The organism is Paenibacillus sp. V4I3 (assembly GCF_030817215.1).
Taxonomy (GTDB): domain Bacteria; phylum Bacillota; class Bacilli; order Paenibacillales; family NBRC-103111; genus Paenibacillus_E.
On the sequence record NZ_JAUSZA010000001.1, the window covers coordinates 96,969 to 116,664 of the forward strand.

The 19,696-nt window shown below is 45.8% G+C and carries 15 protein-coding genes, 8 tRNA genes and 3 rRNA genes; all 26 read right to left on the bottom strand.

Features of this window, described 5'->3' with window-relative positions:
- Nucleotides 1–18 precede the first annotated feature (18 nt).
- Nucleotides 19–474 (bottom strand): hypothetical protein, encoded by a 456-nt coding sequence (locus QFZ77_RS00525; protein ID WP_307434592.1) that lies wholly within the window; start codon nucleotides 472–474, stop codon nucleotides 19–21.
- Between the two features lie 50 nt (nucleotides 475–524).
- A complete protein-coding gene (locus QFZ77_RS00530) occupies nucleotides 525–725 on the bottom strand; it encodes a hypothetical protein (RefSeq protein WP_307434595.1) in 201 nt (66 codons plus the stop codon).
- Nucleotides 726–845: 120 nt separating this feature from the next.
- Nucleotides 846–1,355, bottom strand: a complete 510-nt coding sequence (locus QFZ77_RS00535; protein WP_057307929.1) for a ferritin — start codon at nucleotides 1,353–1,355, stop codon at nucleotides 846–848.
- A gap of 113 nt (nucleotides 1,356–1,468) precedes the next feature.
- Nucleotides 1,469–1,720, bottom strand: a complete 252-nt coding sequence (locus QFZ77_RS00540) for a DUF1450 domain-containing protein (RefSeq protein ID WP_029197887.1) — start codon at nucleotides 1,718–1,720, stop codon at nucleotides 1,469–1,471.
- Nucleotides 1,721–1,838: 118 nt separating this feature from the next.
- Nucleotides 1,839–4,412: a beta-mannosidase gene (locus tag QFZ77_RS00545; protein ID WP_307434600.1), complete on the bottom strand. Its 2,574-nt coding sequence runs from the start codon at nucleotides 4,410–4,412 to the stop codon at nucleotides 1,839–1,841.
- Between the two features lie 46 nt (nucleotides 4,413–4,458).
- Nucleotides 4,459–5,367 carry an RraA family protein gene (locus QFZ77_RS00550; protein ID WP_307434601.1) on the bottom strand — a complete coding sequence of 303 codons (909 nt, stop codon included), beginning with the start codon at nucleotides 5,365–5,367 and terminating at the stop codon, nucleotides 4,459–4,461.
- 29 nt (nucleotides 5,368–5,396) lie between these two features.
- Nucleotides 5,397–6,794 carry a mandelate racemase/muconate lactonizing enzyme family protein gene (locus QFZ77_RS00555; protein ID WP_373462548.1) on the bottom strand — a complete coding sequence of 466 codons (1,398 nt, stop codon included), beginning with the start codon at nucleotides 6,792–6,794 and terminating at the stop codon, nucleotides 5,397–5,399.
- An 8-nt stretch (nucleotides 6,795–6,802) separates the two neighbouring features.
- Nucleotides 6,803–7,174 carry a mannonate dehydratase gene (locus tag QFZ77_RS00560; RefSeq protein ID WP_307449146.1) on the bottom strand — a complete coding sequence of 124 codons (372 nt, stop codon included), beginning with the start codon at nucleotides 7,172–7,174 and terminating at the stop codon, nucleotides 6,803–6,805.
- A 20-nt stretch (nucleotides 7,175–7,194) separates the two neighbouring features.
- Nucleotides 7,195–7,788 (bottom strand): mannonate dehydratase, encoded by a 594-nt coding sequence (locus QFZ77_RS00565; protein ID WP_307434604.1) that lies wholly within the window; start codon nucleotides 7,786–7,788, stop codon nucleotides 7,195–7,197.
- Nucleotides 7,789–7,885: 97 nt separating this feature from the next.
- Nucleotides 7,886–9,226, bottom strand: a complete 1,341-nt coding sequence (locus QFZ77_RS00570) for an ABC transporter substrate-binding protein (RefSeq protein WP_307434608.1) — start codon at nucleotides 9,224–9,226, stop codon at nucleotides 7,886–7,888.
- Between the two features lie 63 nt (nucleotides 9,227–9,289).
- A complete protein-coding gene (locus QFZ77_RS00575) occupies nucleotides 9,290–10,123 on the bottom strand; it encodes a carbohydrate ABC transporter permease (protein ID WP_307434611.1) in 834 nt (277 codons plus the stop codon).
- Nucleotides 10,120–11,037 carry a carbohydrate ABC transporter permease gene (locus QFZ77_RS00580; protein WP_307434614.1) on the bottom strand — a complete coding sequence of 306 codons (918 nt, stop codon included), beginning with the start codon at nucleotides 11,035–11,037 and terminating at the stop codon, nucleotides 10,120–10,122. The genes QFZ77_RS00575 and QFZ77_RS00580 overlap by 4 nt, the downstream gene beginning before the upstream one ends.
- A gap of 290 nt (nucleotides 11,038–11,327) precedes the next feature.
- Complete coding sequence (locus QFZ77_RS00585; RefSeq protein WP_307434617.1) at nucleotides 11,328–12,389, bottom strand: LacI family DNA-binding transcriptional regulator; 1,062 nt, start codon at nucleotides 12,387–12,389, stop codon at nucleotides 11,328–11,330.
- Nucleotides 12,390–12,564: 175 nt separating this feature from the next.
- A tRNA-Leu gene (locus QFZ77_RS00590) sits at nucleotides 12,565–12,649 on the bottom strand.
- A gap of 44 nt (nucleotides 12,650–12,693) precedes the next feature.
- A tRNA-Lys gene (locus tag QFZ77_RS00595) sits at nucleotides 12,694–12,766 on the bottom strand.
- A gap of 19 nt (nucleotides 12,767–12,785) precedes the next feature.
- Nucleotides 12,786–12,862 (bottom strand) — tRNA-Asp (locus QFZ77_RS00600).
- Nucleotides 12,863–12,931: 69 nt separating this feature from the next.
- Nucleotides 12,932–13,008: transfer RNA gene (locus tag QFZ77_RS00605), tRNA-Met, on the bottom strand.
- A gap of 71 nt (nucleotides 13,009–13,079) precedes the next feature.
- Nucleotides 13,080–13,155, bottom strand: a tRNA-Val gene (locus tag QFZ77_RS00610).
- A 23-nt stretch (nucleotides 13,156–13,178) separates the two neighbouring features.
- Nucleotides 13,179–13,253 (bottom strand) — tRNA-Glu (locus QFZ77_RS00615).
- Nucleotides 13,254–13,289: 36 nt separating this feature from the next.
- A tRNA-Ser gene (locus tag QFZ77_RS00620) sits at nucleotides 13,290–13,381 on the bottom strand.
- Nucleotides 13,382–13,408: 27 nt separating this feature from the next.
- A tRNA-Asn gene (locus QFZ77_RS00625) sits at nucleotides 13,409–13,484 on the bottom strand.
- 5 nt (nucleotides 13,485–13,489) lie between these two features.
- A 5S ribosomal RNA gene (rrf, locus tag QFZ77_RS00630) occupies nucleotides 13,490–13,606 on the bottom strand.
- A gap of 132 nt (nucleotides 13,607–13,738) precedes the next feature.
- Nucleotides 13,739–16,658: ribosomal RNA gene (locus QFZ77_RS00635) — 23S ribosomal RNA — on the bottom strand.
- 197 nt (nucleotides 16,659–16,855) lie between these two features.
- Nucleotides 16,856–18,397: ribosomal RNA gene (locus tag QFZ77_RS00640) — 16S ribosomal RNA — on the bottom strand.
- The 16S, 23S and 5S rRNA genes sit together here with 8 tRNA genes alongside, the layout of an rRNA operon.
- Before the next feature lie 533 nt (nucleotides 18,398–18,930).
- Nucleotides 18,931–19,320 (bottom strand): VOC family protein, encoded by a 390-nt coding sequence (locus QFZ77_RS00645; RefSeq protein ID WP_307434620.1) that lies wholly within the window; start codon nucleotides 19,318–19,320, stop codon nucleotides 18,931–18,933.
- Between the two features lie 69 nt (nucleotides 19,321–19,389).
- A complete protein-coding gene (locus QFZ77_RS00650; protein ID WP_307434623.1) occupies nucleotides 19,390–19,611 on the bottom strand; it encodes a hypothetical protein in 222 nt (73 codons plus the stop codon).
- Between the last annotated feature and the right edge of the window lie 85 nt (nucleotides 19,612–19,696).

Consider the following 19,696-nt stretch of genomic DNA (forward strand, 5'->3'; position numbering starts at 1 on the left):
CTCCTCGTAAGACTACCTCTATCTCATTCCGCGCTTTTGCCTCCTCCAGACAATGAATCGAAACACGCGGCCCAGCACAAAATAAAAAAGAACCAGCAAAACAGCCGTCACAGCCATATAGGTTAATTTCCGATTTCGCTTTTCTTTATCTAGGGCTACTTGTTCCATGGCCTTCAAGCGTTCTTGCAATTGTTCATTTTCCCTTTTAAGAGTTTCGTTTTGCCCAAGAAGCCGTTCCTCAGTTTCTTCCGAATGCCGTATGGCTTCGGAAAGCTTGTCCTTCTGATCCTCTAATTGCTGCTTCGTAGTCTCATAGTCCTTCTGAATTTGTTCCACATTCTCTGGCAGTTGATATATGTCTTTCACCCGATCCAACCATGAGGCTTGGACAGCAGAAGCTGGATACATAATGGCCATTAAGATCACAAGTACGCCTAGACCTTTACCAATCCCAAAGATTTTACGTGTCCGCATCTGCCGTCCCTCCCCTAGTCTCGACATTTTCTTTTATTTTACCGCAAAAATCACCCCTTCACCACTACTGCAGCTGCTACCCCATCCATCCACCATAAGCCTTCCAGCTTGGCTACAGTAAAGTTTTTCTCCTCCTTCTTATAAATACCCTTGATGCTGTAGGAAAGCTTGTAAAGTGCTTCAGTGGCATTTGAGAAGGCTATGCCGTCCGGATCCCCTTGACCTTGAATCGTGACATACCAGATAGGCACAAATTCGAGCGATTGCGGGTTCGCGGGTGCTGCTGCATGTGTCAGCAGACATAAAAAAACTTACCCTTCGCCAAATTTCGCGAAACAGGTAAGTCTCATCCTCATAAAAGTCGTATGTAATTATACCGCTGCTGGTGGCGTGAATGAACGCTGAGCAAATTCAGCATCTAACATGTAGAAAGCGTTACTGTCTTTATCAATTCGTTTCAATTTATTAATAATGCTGTCGAACATTGCTTCTTCCTCTACCTGCTCATCAATGAACCATTTCAAGAACTGCATAGTCGCATGTTCTCTATCGTTCAATGCCAAATCTGATAAATGATAAATACGTCTTGTTACTTCTTGCTCATGTTGATAAGCATGTTCAAAAGCATCTAGGATCGATTTGTACTCATTCACAGGCGTATCCATACCAGCAAAGCTAACCTTTTTTCCACGATCATTTATGAATTTGAAAATTTTCATCGCATGGAATTTCTCTTCTTCAGCTTGTACAATAAAAAAGTTTGAAAAGCCGTCTAAGCTTTCCGCAGCACAATAACCAGCAATAGCCAAGTAGACGTGCGCGGAGTAAAACTCATAGTTCATCTGCTCATTGAGCGCTTCTGTAAGTGTATCATTTAACATAGATGCACACACCTTTCTGTATGGTTATCTCTTACGTATTCCCCATACATACAAGATTACCAGAACTCCGCATACAAATACAAACGGAAGTAACAATTTAAGAAGGGTTAAGTTCAAGCCATCACGCTTTCTGCCCTGGATTCAGCTATAATTTGTTTGATCTGAGCATAAAGTAAGTCAGGCGATGCTGCACACAACAGCTCCTTTTTACCGATCATGGCGATACATTCTTTCTTACAATGCTTACAATTACCTAAGCAGTCCTTCTTCTTCTGCTTCAGGTCCGGATATTCGTTTTTCAAGGACTTATATATTTGTTTGGATCCGAATTTCTCATTTCTACAGCAGTATTTAATCGTTTTCAATTCGATCTCTCCCCGCCATCGTCATTTACTACTATCATTGATATTAGTGATAATAATAATCAATGTCAACTGAAATATAAAGTTGCTTGTCCATAGAACGCAAAAAACTCAATAGCCGCTAGGCCATTGAGTTTTTTAAATCTTTAGAATGACGAGTAACACAGTCTATCATTGAACAGGTTTCTAAATGTGCAGGTGCAGAGAAGACAAAAGGTGTGCGACCCGCACTCCGGGCCATAAAGGTAACTATCTTAGGGCGATTCGGAATTAAATCAAAATAGTTATCATCAAATATGCCCTCTGTCGACGTAGATATTCGTACTTGTTTGGCCAACGTATCTGTTTCCAATACAAACCGGGTTCCCCCGCTTCCTTCCACCTCGGTTATTTGAATGGTTGGGTCAGCTAGTTTCATTTCCTTAAATGGCACCAAATAATGTTCGCAGCTTCCGATGACGGTTCCATCCTTCTCCAACTGTACAACGAGCAGAACGGATGTCTCATCGTTTCCTGCCAGCAACTCTTCTTTGTTCACCGAGATGGCTTTAACGCCTGATAAAGCATCTACCTCAACCAGCCCCACGCAGCACCATATAACATTTCCAGAAAAATCTAATAACTCGATCCTAAGCGTTCCGTGAATCGGAGATCGCATATCGGAAATAATGTAAACATCGAGGCGGCTTTCATCTGTATCATCCACCGAGAGAAGTACATCGCTGAAGCTGCGCCGTGCATAATATTGCAAGGCTTTCCATCTGCCATAGTAATCCATCCCAGCCCATGAGGCCACAGGCCAGCAGTCATTCATCTGCCAATATAGAGAACCCATACAGTATGGCTTACGGCGTCGATGCGCTTCAATGGCAGTTTTCATCGCCTCCGCCTGCAATACCTGACTCATATATAGAAAGGATGGGAAATCTTTCGGTTCCCTCATATAGATGTCCATGTATTCCTTAATTAATTGATTGCCAAGTTTGTGCTTCTGATGTGCCAGCATGACTTCAGATTCTAACGCCATATCTGTTTCCTCGGCATAGGTCTTAACCGACTCGTATTCCGGGAACGACTGGAAACCATATTCGCTCATAAAACGTCCAACATGCGCATTATACTTTTCAAAGGGCTCTACAGAATGCCATACGCCCCAGTAGTGTATATCCCCAGAGGATGAATTCTGGTGAGCATGTTGATCCTCATTCCCCTTAAGCCCACACATAGGTGAAGAAGGCCAGTATGAAATATCCGGAGCCAATCGGTTAACTGCTTCAGGTAAAATCATATGAAAAATTTGCTCATAGTCATGCCAAATACGGTCCCGCTGCTCGGTGCTGTAAAGCTTTTTCCATCCCCAGCCAGCTTGCTCATCATAATGTGACCACGCCGTATCGATTTCATTGTTTCCACACCACAACGCAATACAAGCATAGTTTCGGAGACGTTTAATGTTCTCCTCAGCTTCTAACTTAACATTGAGTAAAAATGCTTCGTCACCAGGATACATACTGCAGGCAAACATAAAGTCCTGCCACACTAGAAGTCCGTACTCATCACAAAGCTCATAAAACATGTCCTGCTCATAGATCCCGCCGCCCCAAACCCGAAGCATGTTCATATTGGAGGCTGCCGCTGTGGCAATTTCATGTCTATAGGTTTCGTAAGTAACTTCTGTTAAAAAGCTGTCATTCGGTATATGATTGGCACCCTTGGCAAACACCGCTACGCCATTTAATTCGATATAAAATGAGGTTCCATCGTCATCTTGATTCGTCACCAGTTTAACGGTTCGAAGTCCGGTTCTAATACTTTTCTGTGCTGCAGAACCCCTCAATCCTATTAATTCCACTTTAAAGCTATATAAATCCGGCTCTCCTAGCCCTCTGCACCACCACAAGCGGGGTTGATAGATAGACAAATTCAGCTCGACATGATTAATTCCACTTACGAGATCTACTTTCTTGGTCCAACTGAGAGATTCCGTGAAAACATGTAGTGATCCTTCCCATGCTTCTGTAACCTCAATTTCCAGAACAGCAGTAAGTTTGGCGATTAAAGGAGTAACTTCATCTTGCCTGATATATACATCGGTAATACGGCATTCCGACCAGCCCTCAAGCCTTACCTCACGCCATATTCCGCTTGTTACAAAGCGCGGACCCCAGTCCCATCCGTAATGATAAGGCGCCTTGCGAGCGAAGACACTAATCTTCTTGTCACCGAGGCCGCCTACATCCGACTGATCGTTTGCTGCAGGCAGTCCGTAACCCAGCCTCGAAAGCTTCGGTAAATCTTCATGAATCGGCGATCGGAAATGAACAGTCAGCTTGTTATCGCGATCGGTGAGCCATTGCTTCACATCAACTCTCCAGCTGCGGAACATGTTATCCGCTGAGAGAATGTGCCGATCATTCACATATACGTCTGCGTACGTATCTAATCCGTCAAATACTAGTTCCAGATGTGAGTTGGATTTCAGCTCCTCTGAAACATCGAAATAGCATTGATACACCCAATCTTTTTTGTCGATCCACTGCAGCTCGCTCTCATTCTTTCCATAAAACGGATTCGGAATAATGCCGTTATGATATAGATCCATATGGACACAACCAGGAACTTTAGCCGGCATCCAGTTATTTTCGTCATAAGCTTTAAACGTCCACTCTTTCCATACATTTGCTGTTTCGCTCATCCTGTCCTCCACATAAGCGGTGCTATCGAAAATCCGCTTTTATAATCTATAATCGAACATCGTTAGTGTTCGTGCCCTTACTTTCTTTCAGTCTCGCTTCTTCTATCTCATGTTCCCAATTCAGATGCCGGTATTCGGCCGTTTCATCAGAGGCGTCAAACCAATTCCTAAAGTCCTGCCAAAGAGCCGGTGTCCACATCCCATCGATTTGAGCTGTTGTATAGATTCCCTCATTCAGCCTTATAAAGCCGAAGACGTCGCGCACTTGCGATTTTTCTGCAAGCTCGACCGTCGTCTCAGCCAAATGCGGAGGAATAAAGATAACTCCAGATGGGGTTCCGAGTACAACATCACCCGGGAGGCATACAGCTCTTCCGATCCGGCATGGCACATTCATGCCGACCATTGTCACATCCTCGATAGCAGTTGGATCGCTTCCTCGATAATAAACATTGATTCCCTCAATTTTGACGACCTGCTGATTATCACGAATGCCTCCCCATATGACAGCACCGCCTCGCTTTGTGCGAGCAGATATGGCTGTTGATAGATTTCCGCCCACGAATGTTCCTTTGTAGACCTTATCGAACATGTCGACTACGGCCACATCATCCTCTTCCAGACAATCGATAATCCATTGATTGAAGAAGCCTTTTCTATTCTCTTGTTCATGTCCATAATTTAGGAGTGTATGATGCAAATCAGGCCGTAGAGGCAATAATACCGAAGTCACGGCACGTCCTACCATAACTTGTTCAGGATGAATAATCTTGAAATCCCCTTCAAATTGAAACTTGTAGCCGCTGTTCCACAGGGGGCCCCATGCTTCCTCCAACGTAATGCGGCGCATACGACGCAATACATCGTCGGGTACTTTTGGACGTCCATTTGGGAATCGTTCCCCTTCCCATAACGGCGTAAGTTGGATGATGTCTTCAGCATTATCGAATTTCATGAGTTATTCCTCCTGCGTTTTCGATTTTGTCAGCTCCATAAGCGGTCGTTCGACCAACGATGATTCCATTCATCCGTCGAAACCCATAAACCTTGATCTTCTGGATGCAAATGCTGCGCAATCACTTCGTCATTAAGCTCCTCAATACCGAGACCGGGAGCATCCGGCACGGTGATGAATCCATTCTGAACGAGCGGTTTCGTCACATAGCTAGAAATGATGAGATCGTCCCACCACGACACATCATCGGAGTGGAATTCCAAGGCAAGGAAATTCTCCGTTGCAGCAGCCACATGTGCAGCCGCTAGACAGGCAATTGGGCTTTCAGCCATATGAATCGCCATCGCTACGCCATATTCTTGCGCCATATCGCCAATTTTCTTCGTCTCTAGTATTCCACCAGCCGTTAGCACATCCGGATGAATGACGGATACTCCGCCAGCTTCAATGAGCGGTCTGAAATTTTCTTTTAAATAAATGTCCTCACCCGTACAAATCGGTGTTGTGACACTACTCGCTAGCTTGGCGTACTGCTGTGTATACGTCCATGGAATCATATCCTCCATCCAAGCCAGGTTGAACTTATCGATCCGACGCCCAAGTTTAATACAATCTTCAACACCGATATGTCCAAAATGATCAATAGCAAGGGGAACTTCATACCCGATAACGGATCGAACATCCGCTACATATTGTTCCAGCATATCGAGCCCCTTTTCTGTCACATGGATGCCTGTAAAAGGATGCGCGATATTGTACATATCATACACTCGGTTGCGCAGCGCTCTTTCTTCGGATTGTGACAGGCTTCCGGGCTGGCGTTTCCACCAGGAGCGCGATAGACTCTGCATGTCTTCTAGGAATCCAAGAGGCGCGCTTAAGGTACCCGGCTCATGAATAATTTGATTGATGCCAAGATCCATTTTCAAAAATGTATATCCTTTATTCATTCTTTCTTTCAACGCTAATCCCATCGCATGACCAGTGTCTCTGCCGTTCACGTCCGTATCGCAGTACATTCGAATATTATCGCGAAATTTGCCGCCCAGCATTTGATAGACAGGAATTTGATAGGCCTTTCCTGCCAAATCCCATAGCGCAATCTCCAACCCGCTGACGCCCCCTCCCTGACGAGCATGGCCTCCGAATTGCTTAATACGACGGAACAATTTATCAATATGACAGGGATTCTCACCTAGCAATCGACTCTTCAACATCTGAGCGTACACTTTATCCGCACCATCACGAACTTCTCCATAACCAACCAAACCTTGGTTGGTATACACCTTAATTAGGCTGCAATGCATCGGTGCGCTGACAATATCGGCAAAGCGGATATCAACGATCCTCAGCTCAGATGGATTTGAATGCCCGTTAACGTGGGCTAAAGTGCTTTCATAGGTATCTGGTCTCAGAATGATCCTCAATCCTTTCTTTACTGTAAATAAATTGCTTCTACCGTTAACATCAAATTGTTTGAGGCTGCTGCCTCCATCAAGCCCTTCATGTAACCAACCCCAAACAAACGGCCCAAAAGCTCGTAACCCGGATTCTTATTATCCTCTCCTGCCATTGTAGGCACATGATCGGGCCTTGCAGGGCCTTGATAGCCGTATTTATAGTAAAGCTTCATGGCTGCGAACATATCCGTTTTGCCGTCATCATGAAATGTTTCCTCGAAACGCTCCGCATTGCCCTTCACATCGCGAAAATGCACAAAAAATATTTTGTTCTGTTCCACAAAGTGACTGATGACAGACGGAATATGCTCACCAGCAGTAGCCAGTGTCCCTTGACATAAAGTAATCCCGCTATACTCGCTTGGAACTAAAGCAGTGCCTTAGCGCTCGTCAAAATACGTGATACTCCGCGAATTGGTGAAATGGGCGGATCATCCGGATGTAGAGCAAGCTTCACCTTGGCTTTCTCAGCAGTTGGCACAATTTTCTCCAGATAGTACTTGAGATTGTCCCAGAGACGTTCTTCCTCCACGATACCTGCCTCCGTCAAAGGTGCATCTTTCATCAAAGAATGATCATAACCGGATACAAGCGCTTCGCCACGTGTAGGAATGGTCGTTGATGTTCGGAACCAGCCAAACTGTGCCATAAAATTGTAGCAAAGGACAGGTATGCCAAGAGCACCCATGTTCGTAATCAACGTTTGCATGACGGCAATCTCTTCATCCCGCCCAGGTAACCCTAATTTAATTAAATTCGTCGAAGGAGCCGATTCAATAACCGCTAATACGATACCGTTGTTCTCGAATCTTTGCTTCATTAGAAGCAGATTATGATAATCCCACGGTTTCATACCGTTAAGTTCTCGGGGCAATGGACCCACCGCATAATTCACGCCCATTTGTTTGGCAAGCGACCAAAGCTGATCAGGTTCTGATGAAAAAAATTCAGCTAATTGCATGCTAACATGACCTCCCCCAATATTGAGCCACTTCAATTCTCAAAGGAGAACGGAAGTGGCTCAAGAGAAATGTATAGGATGATTAGTAGTGCTGACTTTATTTATTCAACTTGGCTTCCGCATCTTTTCCTTTATCTGTAATTGTTTTGAACGCTTGTTCAAGCGTCTGTTTGCCGAACATGACGGCTTCCATTTCCGATTTATACGTTTTCACGAAATCTTCACTGCCTGGAGGAGCCGGATAGAAAGGCAGCGCTTTGTCTTTGGCTACGTTCAATAAATCTTTACCGAATAGATCACCTTTTGACAATGTAGATTCAAGACTTTTGAAAATAGCTTCATTAATTGGAATTCCTCTCGTTGTACCCAGAGCTTTGCCAGCCTCTTGATTGGAAATGAACCACTTGATGAATTGTTTCGCTTGTTCTTTATTTGCTGAGTTTGCACCCACACTGAGGAAAATGGTCGACTGTGCCCAACCTCCCCCTTTCGAACCTATCGGATTGCTGTTCACTACCAATTTGCCTGGAACTAGTGCCTGGATAGCCGTTGCAGACCCCACGGATGCTCCTTTGAGCATCACTTTGCCGGCTGCCAAAGAGTCGAGTTTTGGATCGTTCTCCTTAAAAGATAACTGTAAATCGGCCGAAGGTACGATGCCGTCTTTGCGGAACCCAGCATATATGTTTTGGAATTGGAACCAAGTGTCCTTATCCAGATTGAACTTCGTGCCGTCTTGGAAAATAGGTCCTTTTCCTTGGGCCGTTTGATAATACTGATACCAGTCCCAAACATTTGATAAATCATCGATCGGATATTTGCCTTTAGGCAATTTCGTGCGTGCTTCTTTCGCAAAGGCAAAGAAATCATCATAGGACCAATTATTGAATGGCAGCTTGATGCCTGCCGCTTCAAGGTCAGGTTTGTTGTACACCATCCCCTGACCGTTCAAACTGAGGGGCACACCGTACAGCTTTCCGTTGATTTTAACATTTTCCAAAATTTTTGGATCGACGATGTCTTTCAAATCGAGATCCGACAAATCAGCGAGCTGCCCCCGCTTGACGTAGCTCTGAATATATGCCGCATCCATCTGCAGTACATCCGGGATCGAATTGGACGCCGCTAAAGTTGGAAGCTTCTCCCAAAATCCATCCCATGCCGTATACTCTGGGGCAAATGTCACTTTAGGCACTTGACTAGTGTATAGATCAAGCGCCTTCAAAGTGGCATCATGACGTGCCTGTGTTCCCCACCACATGATCTTCAGCTTAACGGCCTTGTCAGAAGCAGGCGCAGCCGTCGCTGTTTTCGCCGTCGTTTGCGGCTGTGTCGATGATTGAGCCGGCTTACTGCCGCTGCTGCATCCTGTAAGACCCACTGCTGCGGCAATCATTGTTAGAGATAAACCTTTGAGCCATGCTTGTCGTTGTTTCATGAATAAACACTCCCTTTTATATGTGAAATGATGTATTACCTACATGAGGTGCAGATTTTGGCATCAACCTTTGATTCCTGTTGTAGCGATGCCCTCCACGAAATGCTTTTGGGCCAAGAAAAACACGATGGCAGAAGGTGCGACTGAGAGAAGCGACATAGCCAACAATTGGCCCCACTGGATTTCAAATTGGTCAATAAACATCCTTAGTGCCAGACCGACTGTAAATTTCTCAATGGAGCTTAAATACAGCAATTGGGAGAAGAAATCGTCCCAGCTCCAAAGAAATGTGAAAATACCTACGGTTACAAGCGCTGGTTTTATTAAAGGTGCAATAACGAAGAGAAATATTTTATATACAGAGGCACCGTCCATTTGTGCGGCCTCGTCCAGATCTCTCGGAATGCCTCGAATAAATTGGACGACCAGGAAGATGAAGAATGCCCCCCCTCCAAAGAAATGAGGTAATATCAATGGAATATAACTGTTCACAAGACCCAGCTTGTTATACATAATGTACTGAGGCACAACCGTCACCTGAGAAGGCAGCATCATGGTAAGCAGCAACACGGAAAACCAGAAACCTCGTAGTTTAAACTGCAATCTCCCAAATCCATACCCTACTAGTGCCGCCGTGACTACGCCGCCTAATACGTTCCAGAATTCCATTAGAAGCGTATTGGCAAAAAAGGTGGTAAACGTGTACTCGGAAGAATACGTCCAGCCTTTGGTGTAATTTTCCCACATCAACACTTGCGGCCAAATCGTTGGTGAACCTAATTCCGCCAAACTTTTCAATGAGGCACCTATCCACCAAAAAACCGGGTAGAGCATGATCAGAGAAAACGGCAGTAGAATGAAATGTGCCTTCAATGAAGAATATCGCCGTATGATCATTTAGATTCTCTCCCATCGGATTCGTAATAGACCCAGTATTTGGATACAGCAAAATTAATTGCCGTTAATATTGCTATAATAAGTAACAATATCCATGCTAGTGCGGACGCATAACCCATTTGAAATTGTTTGAAAGCCTTTTCATATAAGAACATGACATACATGTAAGTTGAGTTTGCAGGGCCACCTGCCGTAATGACGAAGGCAGAAGTAAACATTTGGAAGGAGCCAATAATACCTAAAACTAAATTGAAGAACATGACAGGTGAAAGCATGGGTAACGTAATGGTGAAAAATTTGCGAACGTTTCCAGCACCATCTACGGAAGCGGATTCATATAAGTCTTTAGGAATTTGTTTCAAGCCCGCTAGGAAGATAACCATGGTGGACCCAAACTGCCAGGCATTCAGTAAGATAAGAGTACCAAGAGCTGTATCAGGGTTCGATATCCATCCAACTCCGGTAATATGAAACCATCCCAGAATGTGATTGATATATCCATCCAATCCGAACATGTTTCGCCAAAGCGCAGATACCGCAATACTTCCCCCAATTAACGATGGAAAATAAATAGCTGTCCGATACACATTCATCCCACGGAGACTCCGATTCAGCAGCATGGCCACTATTAGGGAAAAAAACAACTTGAATGGCACGGAGACGAGAACAAACGAAAAAGTTACAGAAAGCGATTTCAAGAATAATCGATCTTTTGTAAAAATCTCTGAATAGTTTTTTGAGCCAATCCATGACGGCGTATCAAGCAATGAATAATCTGTAAAAGATAAATAAAATGACTGAATAATCGGCCATAGCGTCAACAGTAGAAAGCCAATTAACCAAGGAGAAATGAATAGATATCCAGCAGTATTATGCTCATCTTTATTGCGAAAACTACGCTTTCTTATACTCATAGTTGTTACCTTCTCTCAGCTTAAAATAAAAATGAGTCAAAGTTGCTTAATGTATTCCGATTGTAACCCTAATGTTTTTTACTGTCAACCTAATATGTGAATAATGTTATGTTAAATAAACTATTTTTTTGTTTATTTTAATCGTTTACTTTCATAACGTAATACATTATTTACTTATATTTATGTTTATCTCCTGGATAAATCGATAAGCAACATAAAAAAGTTCCCGATTCAAGTTTACTTGTAAACTTGAACCGAGAACTTTGTAAATCGAGCCATTTCAATTATTCTTAAGTGTTACTTTCTGTGAGAGCACGGATACTTTCCCTAATAATTAAGTCGCTTTGCAGCAATACTTTTTCATAGGGCATATGCCTATTCTTCAATCTCCATATCAACAAGTCTACAGCTTTGATACCGAGTGCATCTTTCTCTGCATTGATTGTTGTAAGCGTTGGAAAGTCTTTAACAATATCGACATTGTTATCAAAACCGGTTAAAGAACAGTCTTCTGGCACACGAAGATTCATTTCCCTTAAGGCATTATGGACAAGCACAGCAATTTGATCATTTGCGCTCACGAATGCAGTAGGAAATTCGCTTGTTGGGATAGACTGCAAGCCTGTCAGCAGTAAATTCGTATTCTCTTCTCTCAGAGAAGGTATTACATTTAACAATGCATGATTTCTATGCAAATAAGGAAGCTCATTCTCCTCCATGATCGACCTGAAGCCTGTCCAACGGTCAAAAAAACTTCGCGAATAACGCAAATTGCCGACGAATTGGATACGAGTGTGACCCTTGCCAATCAAAAAATTAGTAAGCTTGCGCATAATATCCACATTATTCATGAAAATAGTATCCGACTCAATCATCTCATCTTCATGATCGACCATTACAAAGGGGATTGCCTTACTTCTTAGCTCCATCAGCATTGGAGTTGATACAAGCCCAACACCAATGACCCCCAACAGCCCCTCTGGTTTCATAACCAGATTAAAGTTTCTAGGATTGTCATCTGAGACAATGATCGAGCCTATTCCTTCAGATTCAAGTGTTTTGGAGATGCCGTCTAGCACTTTCCCCCAATAGCCGGACTCTTTATTCTGGCTGCGAATGTTTGGAATCAGAATACAAACGATTTTATCACTTTGCTCCGAAGTGGACTGACTCTGAATTTTTTTAATCGTTTTCTGGTTCAGATATCCTAATTGGGAAGCGATTTCAAAAATTTTTTCTCTCGTTACTGCACTAATGCCAGATTTACCGGACAATGCTTTCGATACTGCATATTTAGATACACCAACTCGATCCGCAATCTCCTGCATGGTAATTTTATTCGTTTTTGTCAAAGCTATCACTCCAAATCAGTATCCGACACTCGCGTTGATTTTGTAAACCAAACAATGTATTCATAATAATAACAAATTAGCATAGATAAGTATACAGAAGTGTTATCCCTTGTAGATGGAGAAAATAAAAAGAAGAGTAGGCGCTTATTAGCAACCTACTCTTCTTTACCGATAATGCGGTCAAGAGGACTCGAACCTCCACGGGGGGTTAGCCCACACGGACCTGAACCGTGCGCGTCTGCCAATTCCGCCATGACCGCGAAACAGAGAACTTTAGACTACGTCTAAAGCTCCCCATAAATACTGAGTCATGTAGGATTCGAACCTACGACACCCTGATTAAAAGTCAGGTGCTCTACCAACTGAGCTAATGACTCATGTCCAGAAATAAAAAAATGGCGGAGCTGACGGGATTCGAACCCGCGGTCTCCTGCGTGACAGGCAGGCATGTTGGGCCACTACACCACAGCTCCACACTATGTAAGACATCTAATATAGGGATCTTTTTGATATTATCAAAAGTCTCTCCTTATATAAGAGGTTGGTTGCGGGGGCAGGATTTGAACCTGCGGCCTTCGGGTTATGAGCCCGACGAGCTACCGGGCTGCTCCACCCCGCGACATTACTAGCATGATATTTTATTATCCCCGAAAAATGTTTAGCTAATGCGTTACACTTTTTAAGGTAAAATGGTGGAGGCTGACGGGATCGAACCGCCGACCCTCTGCTTGTAAGGCAGATGCTCTCCCAGCTGAGCTAAGCCTCCATGGGATAAAACTAGAAAATAGATGGTGACCCGTAGGGGACTCGAACCCCTGTTACCTCCGTGAAAGGGAGGTGTCTTAACCACTTGACCAACGGGCCTCGTAAACAGGCTTTTCTTATGTAAAAGTTTATAGGTGGCGGAGAGAGAGGGATTCGAACCCTCGAGACGCTTGTGACGCCTACACGATTTCCAATCGTGCTCCTTCGGCCAGCTCGGACACCTCTCCATGAAAAGCCTGGTATGTTATAAAAAATGGCTCCCCGAACAGGACTCGAACCTGTGACAACTCGATTAACAGTCGAGTGCTCTACCAACTGAGCTATCAGGGAAAACTGCTTGGCAACGTTCTACTCTCCCAGAACCCTGCGGTTCAAGTACCATCGACGCTGGAGGGCTTAACGGTCGTGTTCGAGATGGGAACGCGTGGGTCCCCTCCGCCATCATCACCAAACAGTCAAAGCGTGTTTGCGCCTTGAAAACTAGATACGAAACTTGCGTAAAGGTAGAGCTCTTAGGTTTTCTGGGCCCCGAGAAAGTAGTCGGAATCAGCTACAAAGCTTATCTTCACTTTCTTGGGTACATTTTGGTTAAGCCCTCGACCGATTAGTATTCGTCAGCTGCATGCATTGCTGCACTTCCACCTCGAACCTATCAACCTCGTCGTCTACAAGGGGTCTTACATACTGGGAAATCTCATCTTGAGGGGGGCTTCGCGCTTAGATGCTTTCAGCGCTTATCCCCTCCGTACATAGCTACCCAGCGATGCCTCTGGCGAGACAACTGGTACACCAGCGGTACGTCCATCCCGGTCCTCTCGTACTAAGGACAGCTCCTCTCAAATTTCCTACGCCCGCGACAGATAGGGACCGAACTGTCTCACGACGTTCTGAACCCAGCTCGCGTACCGCTTTAATGGGCGAACAGCCCAACCCTTGGGACCTACTTCAGCCCCAGGATGCGATGAGCCGACATCGAGGTGCCAAACCTCCCCGTCGATGTGGACTCTTGGGGGAGATAAGCCTGTTATCCCCAGGGTAGCTTTTATCCGTTGAGCGATGGCCCTTCCATTCGGTACCACCGGATCACTAAGTCCGACTTTCGTCCCTGCTCGACTTGTAGGTCTCGCAGTCAAGCTCCCTTATGCCTTTGCACTCTGCGAATGATTTCCAACCATTCTGAGGGAACCTTTAAACGCCTCCGTTACATTTTAGGAGGCGACCGCCCCAGTCAAACTGCCCACCTGACACTGTCCCCATACCGGATCACGGTACTAGGTTAGAACTCCGATACGATCAGGGTGGTATCCCAACGATGCCTCCACCCAAGCTGGCGCTCAGGCTTCAAAGGCTCCCACCTATCCTGTACAGATCGTACCAAAGTCCAATATCAAGCTGCAGTAAAGCTCCATGGGGTCTTTCCGTCTTGTCGCGGGTAACCTGCATCTTCACAGGTATTAAAATTTCACCGGATCTCTCGTTGAGACAGCGCCCAAGTCGTTACGCCATTCGTGCGGGTCAGAATTTACCTGACAAGGAATTTCGCTACCTTAGGACCGTTATAGTTACGGCCGCCGTTTACTGGGGCTTCAATTCATAGCTTCGGAACCGAGGTCCCTAACCACTCCTCTTAACCTTCCAGCACCGGGCAGGCGTCAGCCCGTATACTTCGCCTTGCGGCTTCGCACAGACCTGTGTTTTTGCTAAACAGTCGCTTGGGCCTTTTCACTGCGGCCCCCTCGGGCTATTCACCCTACCGAGGCACCCCTTCTCCCGAAGTTACGGGGTCATTTTGCCGAGTTCCTTAACGAGAGTTCTTCCGCGCGCCTTAGAATTCTCTTCTCACCCACCTGTGTCGGTTTGCGGTACGGGCACCTTCGCCTGGCTAGAAGCTTTTCTTGGCAGTGTGAACTCATGACCTTCGGTACTTAAAGTTTCCCTCCCCATCACAGCCCAGCCTTACGATGTGCGGATTTGCCTACACATCAGCCTCACTGCTTGGACGAGCATCCATCAGCTCGCGTCACTATCCTTCTGCGTCACTCCATTGCTCATAACGGCTACGGTGGTACAGGAATTTCCACCTGTTGTCCATCGACTACGCCTTTCGGCCTCGCCTTAGGTCCCGACTTACCCTGAGCGGACGAGCCTTCCTCAGGAACCCTTAGGTTTTCGGCGGATCAGATTCTCACTGATCTTTTCGTTACTTATACCGGCATTCTCACTTGTATGCGCTCCACCTGTCCTTACGGTCAGAATTCTACGTACATACAACGCTCCCCTACCCATGCACATACGTGCAAGCCATAGCTTCGGTGGCGTGTTTAGCCCCGTTACATTTTCGGCGCAGAGTCACTCGACCAGTGAGCTATTACGCACTCTTTCAATGGTGGCTGCTTCTAAGCCAACATCCTGGTTGTCTGTGCAACTCCACATCCTTTCCCACTTAACACACACTTGGGGACCTTAGCTGATGGTCTGGGCTGTTTCCCTTTTGACAATGGATCTTAGCACTCACTGTCTGACTCCCGGATTTAAGTTTGTGGCATTCAGAGTTTGACTGGACTTGGTAACCCTTGGCGGGCCCCGCACCCAATCAGTGCTTTACCTCCACAACTCAACATCCGAGGCTAGCCCTAAAGCTATTTCGGGGAGAACCAGCTATCTCCGAGTTCGATTGGAATTTCTCCGCTACCCCCACCTCATCCCCGCATTTTTCAACATGCGTGGGTTCGGGCCTCCAGTGAGTGTTACCTCACCTTCACCCTGGACAGGGGTAGATCACACGGTTTCGGGTCTACGTCCACGTACTAAAGCGCCCTATTCAGACTCGCTTTCGCTGCGGCTCCGCCTTTTCAGCTTAACCTCGCACGGGAACGTAACTCGCCGGTTCATTCTACAAAAGGCACGCCATCACCCATATAGAGGGCTCTGACTTTTTGTAAGCACACGGTTTCAGGTTCTTTTTCACTCCGCTTCCGCGGTGCTTTTCACCTTTCCCTCACGGTACTGCTTCACTATCGGTCACTAGGGAGTATTTAGCCTTGGCAGATGGTCCTGCCGGATTCCGACGGGGTTTCACGTGACCCGCCGTACTCAGGATACCTCTAGGGGTTTCGTTCGATTTTGGCTACAGGGCTTTTACCTTCTATGCCGGACCTTTCCAGATCTCTTCGCCTACCGAACTAACCCCATAACGAGGTCCTACAACCCCAAGGAGCAAGCTCCTTGGTTTGGGCTATTCCGCTTTCGCTCGCCGCTACTGACGGAATCACTTTTGTTTTCTTTTCCTCCAGGTACTTAGATGTTTCAGTTCCCTGGGTATGCCTCTACTATTGCTATGTATTCACAATAGAGTAACTGCGCATTACCACAGCTGGGTTCCCCCATTCGGACATCCCCGGATCAAAGCCTGCTTACGGCTCCCCGAGGCATTTCGTCGTTCGCCACGTCCTTCTTCGGCTCCTAGTGCCTAGGCATCCTCCGTGTGCTCTTTCTAGCTTAACCTAGAAAAAACTTTAAAGATTTATGTGCAATCGTTAGATTGTCACAACCTAAGTTCTTACTTTACGTTTTGTTTCGTTATCTAGTTTTCAAGGAACAAAGTTGAAGGTAAATTCATCCTTCAAAACTGAACACGAGTGAGTAAGCGATTGTGTATCCGAAGATACTTGACTGGGTCTATCAGACCCGAGTCTCCATAGAAAGGAGGTGATCCAGCCGCACCTTCCGATACGGCTACCTTGTTACGACTTCACCCCAATCATCTACCCCACCTTCGGCGGCTGGCTCCCTTGCGGGTTACCCCACCGACTTCGGGTGTTGTAAACTCTCGTGGTGTGACGGGCGGTGTGTACAAGACCCGGGAACGTATTCACCGCGGCATGCTGATCCGCGATTACTAGCAATTCCGACTTCATGCAGGCGAGTTGCAGCCTGCAATCCGAACTGAGATCGGCTTTTAAGGATTGGCTCCACCTCGCGGCTTCGCTTCCCGTTGTACCGACCATTGTAGTACGTGTGTAGCCCAGGTCATAAGGGGCATGATGATTTGACGTCATCCCCACCTTCCTCCGGTTTGTCACCGGCAGTCATCTTAGAGTGCCCACCCGAAGTGCTGGCAACTAAGATCAAGGGTTGCGCTCGTTGCGGGACTTAACCCAACATCTCACGACACGAGCTGACGACAACCATGCACCACCTGTCTCCTCTGTCCCGAAGGCCTACGATATCTCTACCGTATTCAGAGGGATGTCAAGACCTGGTAAGGTTCTTCGCGTTGCTTCGAATTAAACCACATACTCCACTGCTTGTGCGGGTCCCCGTCAATTCCTTTGAGTTTCACTCTTGCGAGCGTACTCCCCAGGCGGCATACTTACTGTGTTAACTTCGGCACCGAGGAATCGAATCCCCGACACCTAGTATGCATCGTTTACGGCGTGGACTACCAGGGTATCTAATCCTGTTTGCTCCCCACGCTTTCGCGCCTCAGCGTCAGTTATAGGCCAGAAAGTCGCCTTCGCCACTGGTGTTCCTCCACATCTCTACGCATTTCACCGCTACACGTGGAATTCCACTTTCCTCTCCTACACTCAAGTCAACCAGTTTTGGATGCGAACCGGGGTTGAGCCCCGGGCTTAAACACCCAACTTAATTAACCGCCTGCGCGCGCTTTACGCCCAATAATTCCGGACAACGCTTGCCCCCTACGTATTACCGCGGCTGCTGGCACGTAGTTAGCCGGGGCTTTCTTCTCCTATACCGTCACACAAAGAGCAGTTACTCTCCTTGCTGTTCGTCTAGGGCAACAGAGCTTTACGATCCGAAAACCTTCATCACTCACGCGGCGTTGCTCCGTCAGACTTGCGTCCATTGCGGAAGATTCCCTACTGCTGCCTCCCGTAGGAGTCTGGGCCGTGTCTCAGTCCCAGTGTGGCCGTTCACCCTCTCAGGTCGGCTACGCATCGTCGCCTTGGTAGGCCGTTACCCTACCAACTAGCTAATGCGCCGCAGGCCCATCTATAAGCCACAGATTGCTCCGTGTTTCATAATTCTCTCATGCGAGAAAACCAGTTATCCGGTCTTAGCTATCGTTTCCGATAGTTATCCCAGTCTTATAGGCAGGTTACCTACGTGTTACTCACCCGTCCGCCGCTAACTTATCCCGAAGGATAAATCCGCTCGACTTGCATGTATTAGGCACGCCGCCAGCGTTCGTCCTGAGCCAGGATCAAACTCTCCATAATAGTAAAACTATTTGAAAGCTTAATTGCTCATTTGCGTTGCTAGCGAGATTTTGCAATCTCTTTTTTGAACGATTTCTCGTTCGTGCTTACTCACTCGTTGTTCAGTTTTCAAAGATCAATTTCTTTCGTTCACTGCCGTGTTACCGAAGCAGCGAGAAGTAATATACCACAGCTCGTTCATCAATTGCAAGCACTTTTTTTCTTGTCAATTTCTGTCGCTCTCTGTCGGAAAGCTATAATAACATAGGTTGCTGTTTGAATGCAAGTCCCATTTAATGACTCATGGTGATTTGCCGCTTCAAAGCAACGAGGAATAATGTAACACGTAGAGAAACCAATTACAACCCCTTTGGAAATGTTCCATAATTGCAATTGTTTTGAATTGTTCCTACATAAGAATCTAAACAAAAAGGATGCAGTCCTCTGCATCCATTGAAGCTCATTAGTATTCCATTCTATCTATTGAAGGGAAATTCAAGGGGGAATCTACATCATCTCTAATAAATCGCATTATCTAGCAGATTATTAACGAATCAACGCGTAGATTGAAAGAATTCGATACGCTCTCCGTCTAAACCATTAAAGAAGAAGTATCTGGAGCCATTCGGAAGGGTTGTAATCTCAGCATCCAACTGATCTACTCCCAATCCTTTGATTCTTGTAAATTCCGCTTCAATATCATCCACAGTAAAGGCCAAATGGTGAACTTTGCCCTCTTGCGGTAAACCCGCGTTATAACCCTCTATTAATTCAACTTCAGTTTCATTCATTGCTTCAAAGCCAAGAAAACCGAGTTTGATCACACCATTCGTATGTAACAAGGTACTTTTATGCTTAAGCCCAATCACATCTTCATAGAAACGAATCGACGCTTCTAAGTTCGCTACCATTACACCGACATGCTCCATCTTCAAAACCGCCATCTGTACATAACCTCCTCCATTCATCTCCTTCTATTGTAACGAAAAGAGCATGAGAGGACTAGACCGTCTTTAAGAGATACGGAGCGTTTCCATTTCGCCATCCAGCGAGAAGAGCGTTACTTCTTTATTCGTAATATTGACCAAACCAATCTCATCGAACACTTTTCTCACCTGAGCATTGGATAAATGCTTCATTATCGTTTGGGCCGCTATCTGTAAATGATCCTGATACATAGATTCAAAAAACATAAGAACTTCTTTTTCCCCGACAAGGATTTTTGCGTACATCATCCCATCAACACCCCCAATATCAATGGTTCAATTGTATAATTTGGAATCTAGGAAAGTGTCAGAACTTTATTAGGTTTATGTTAGG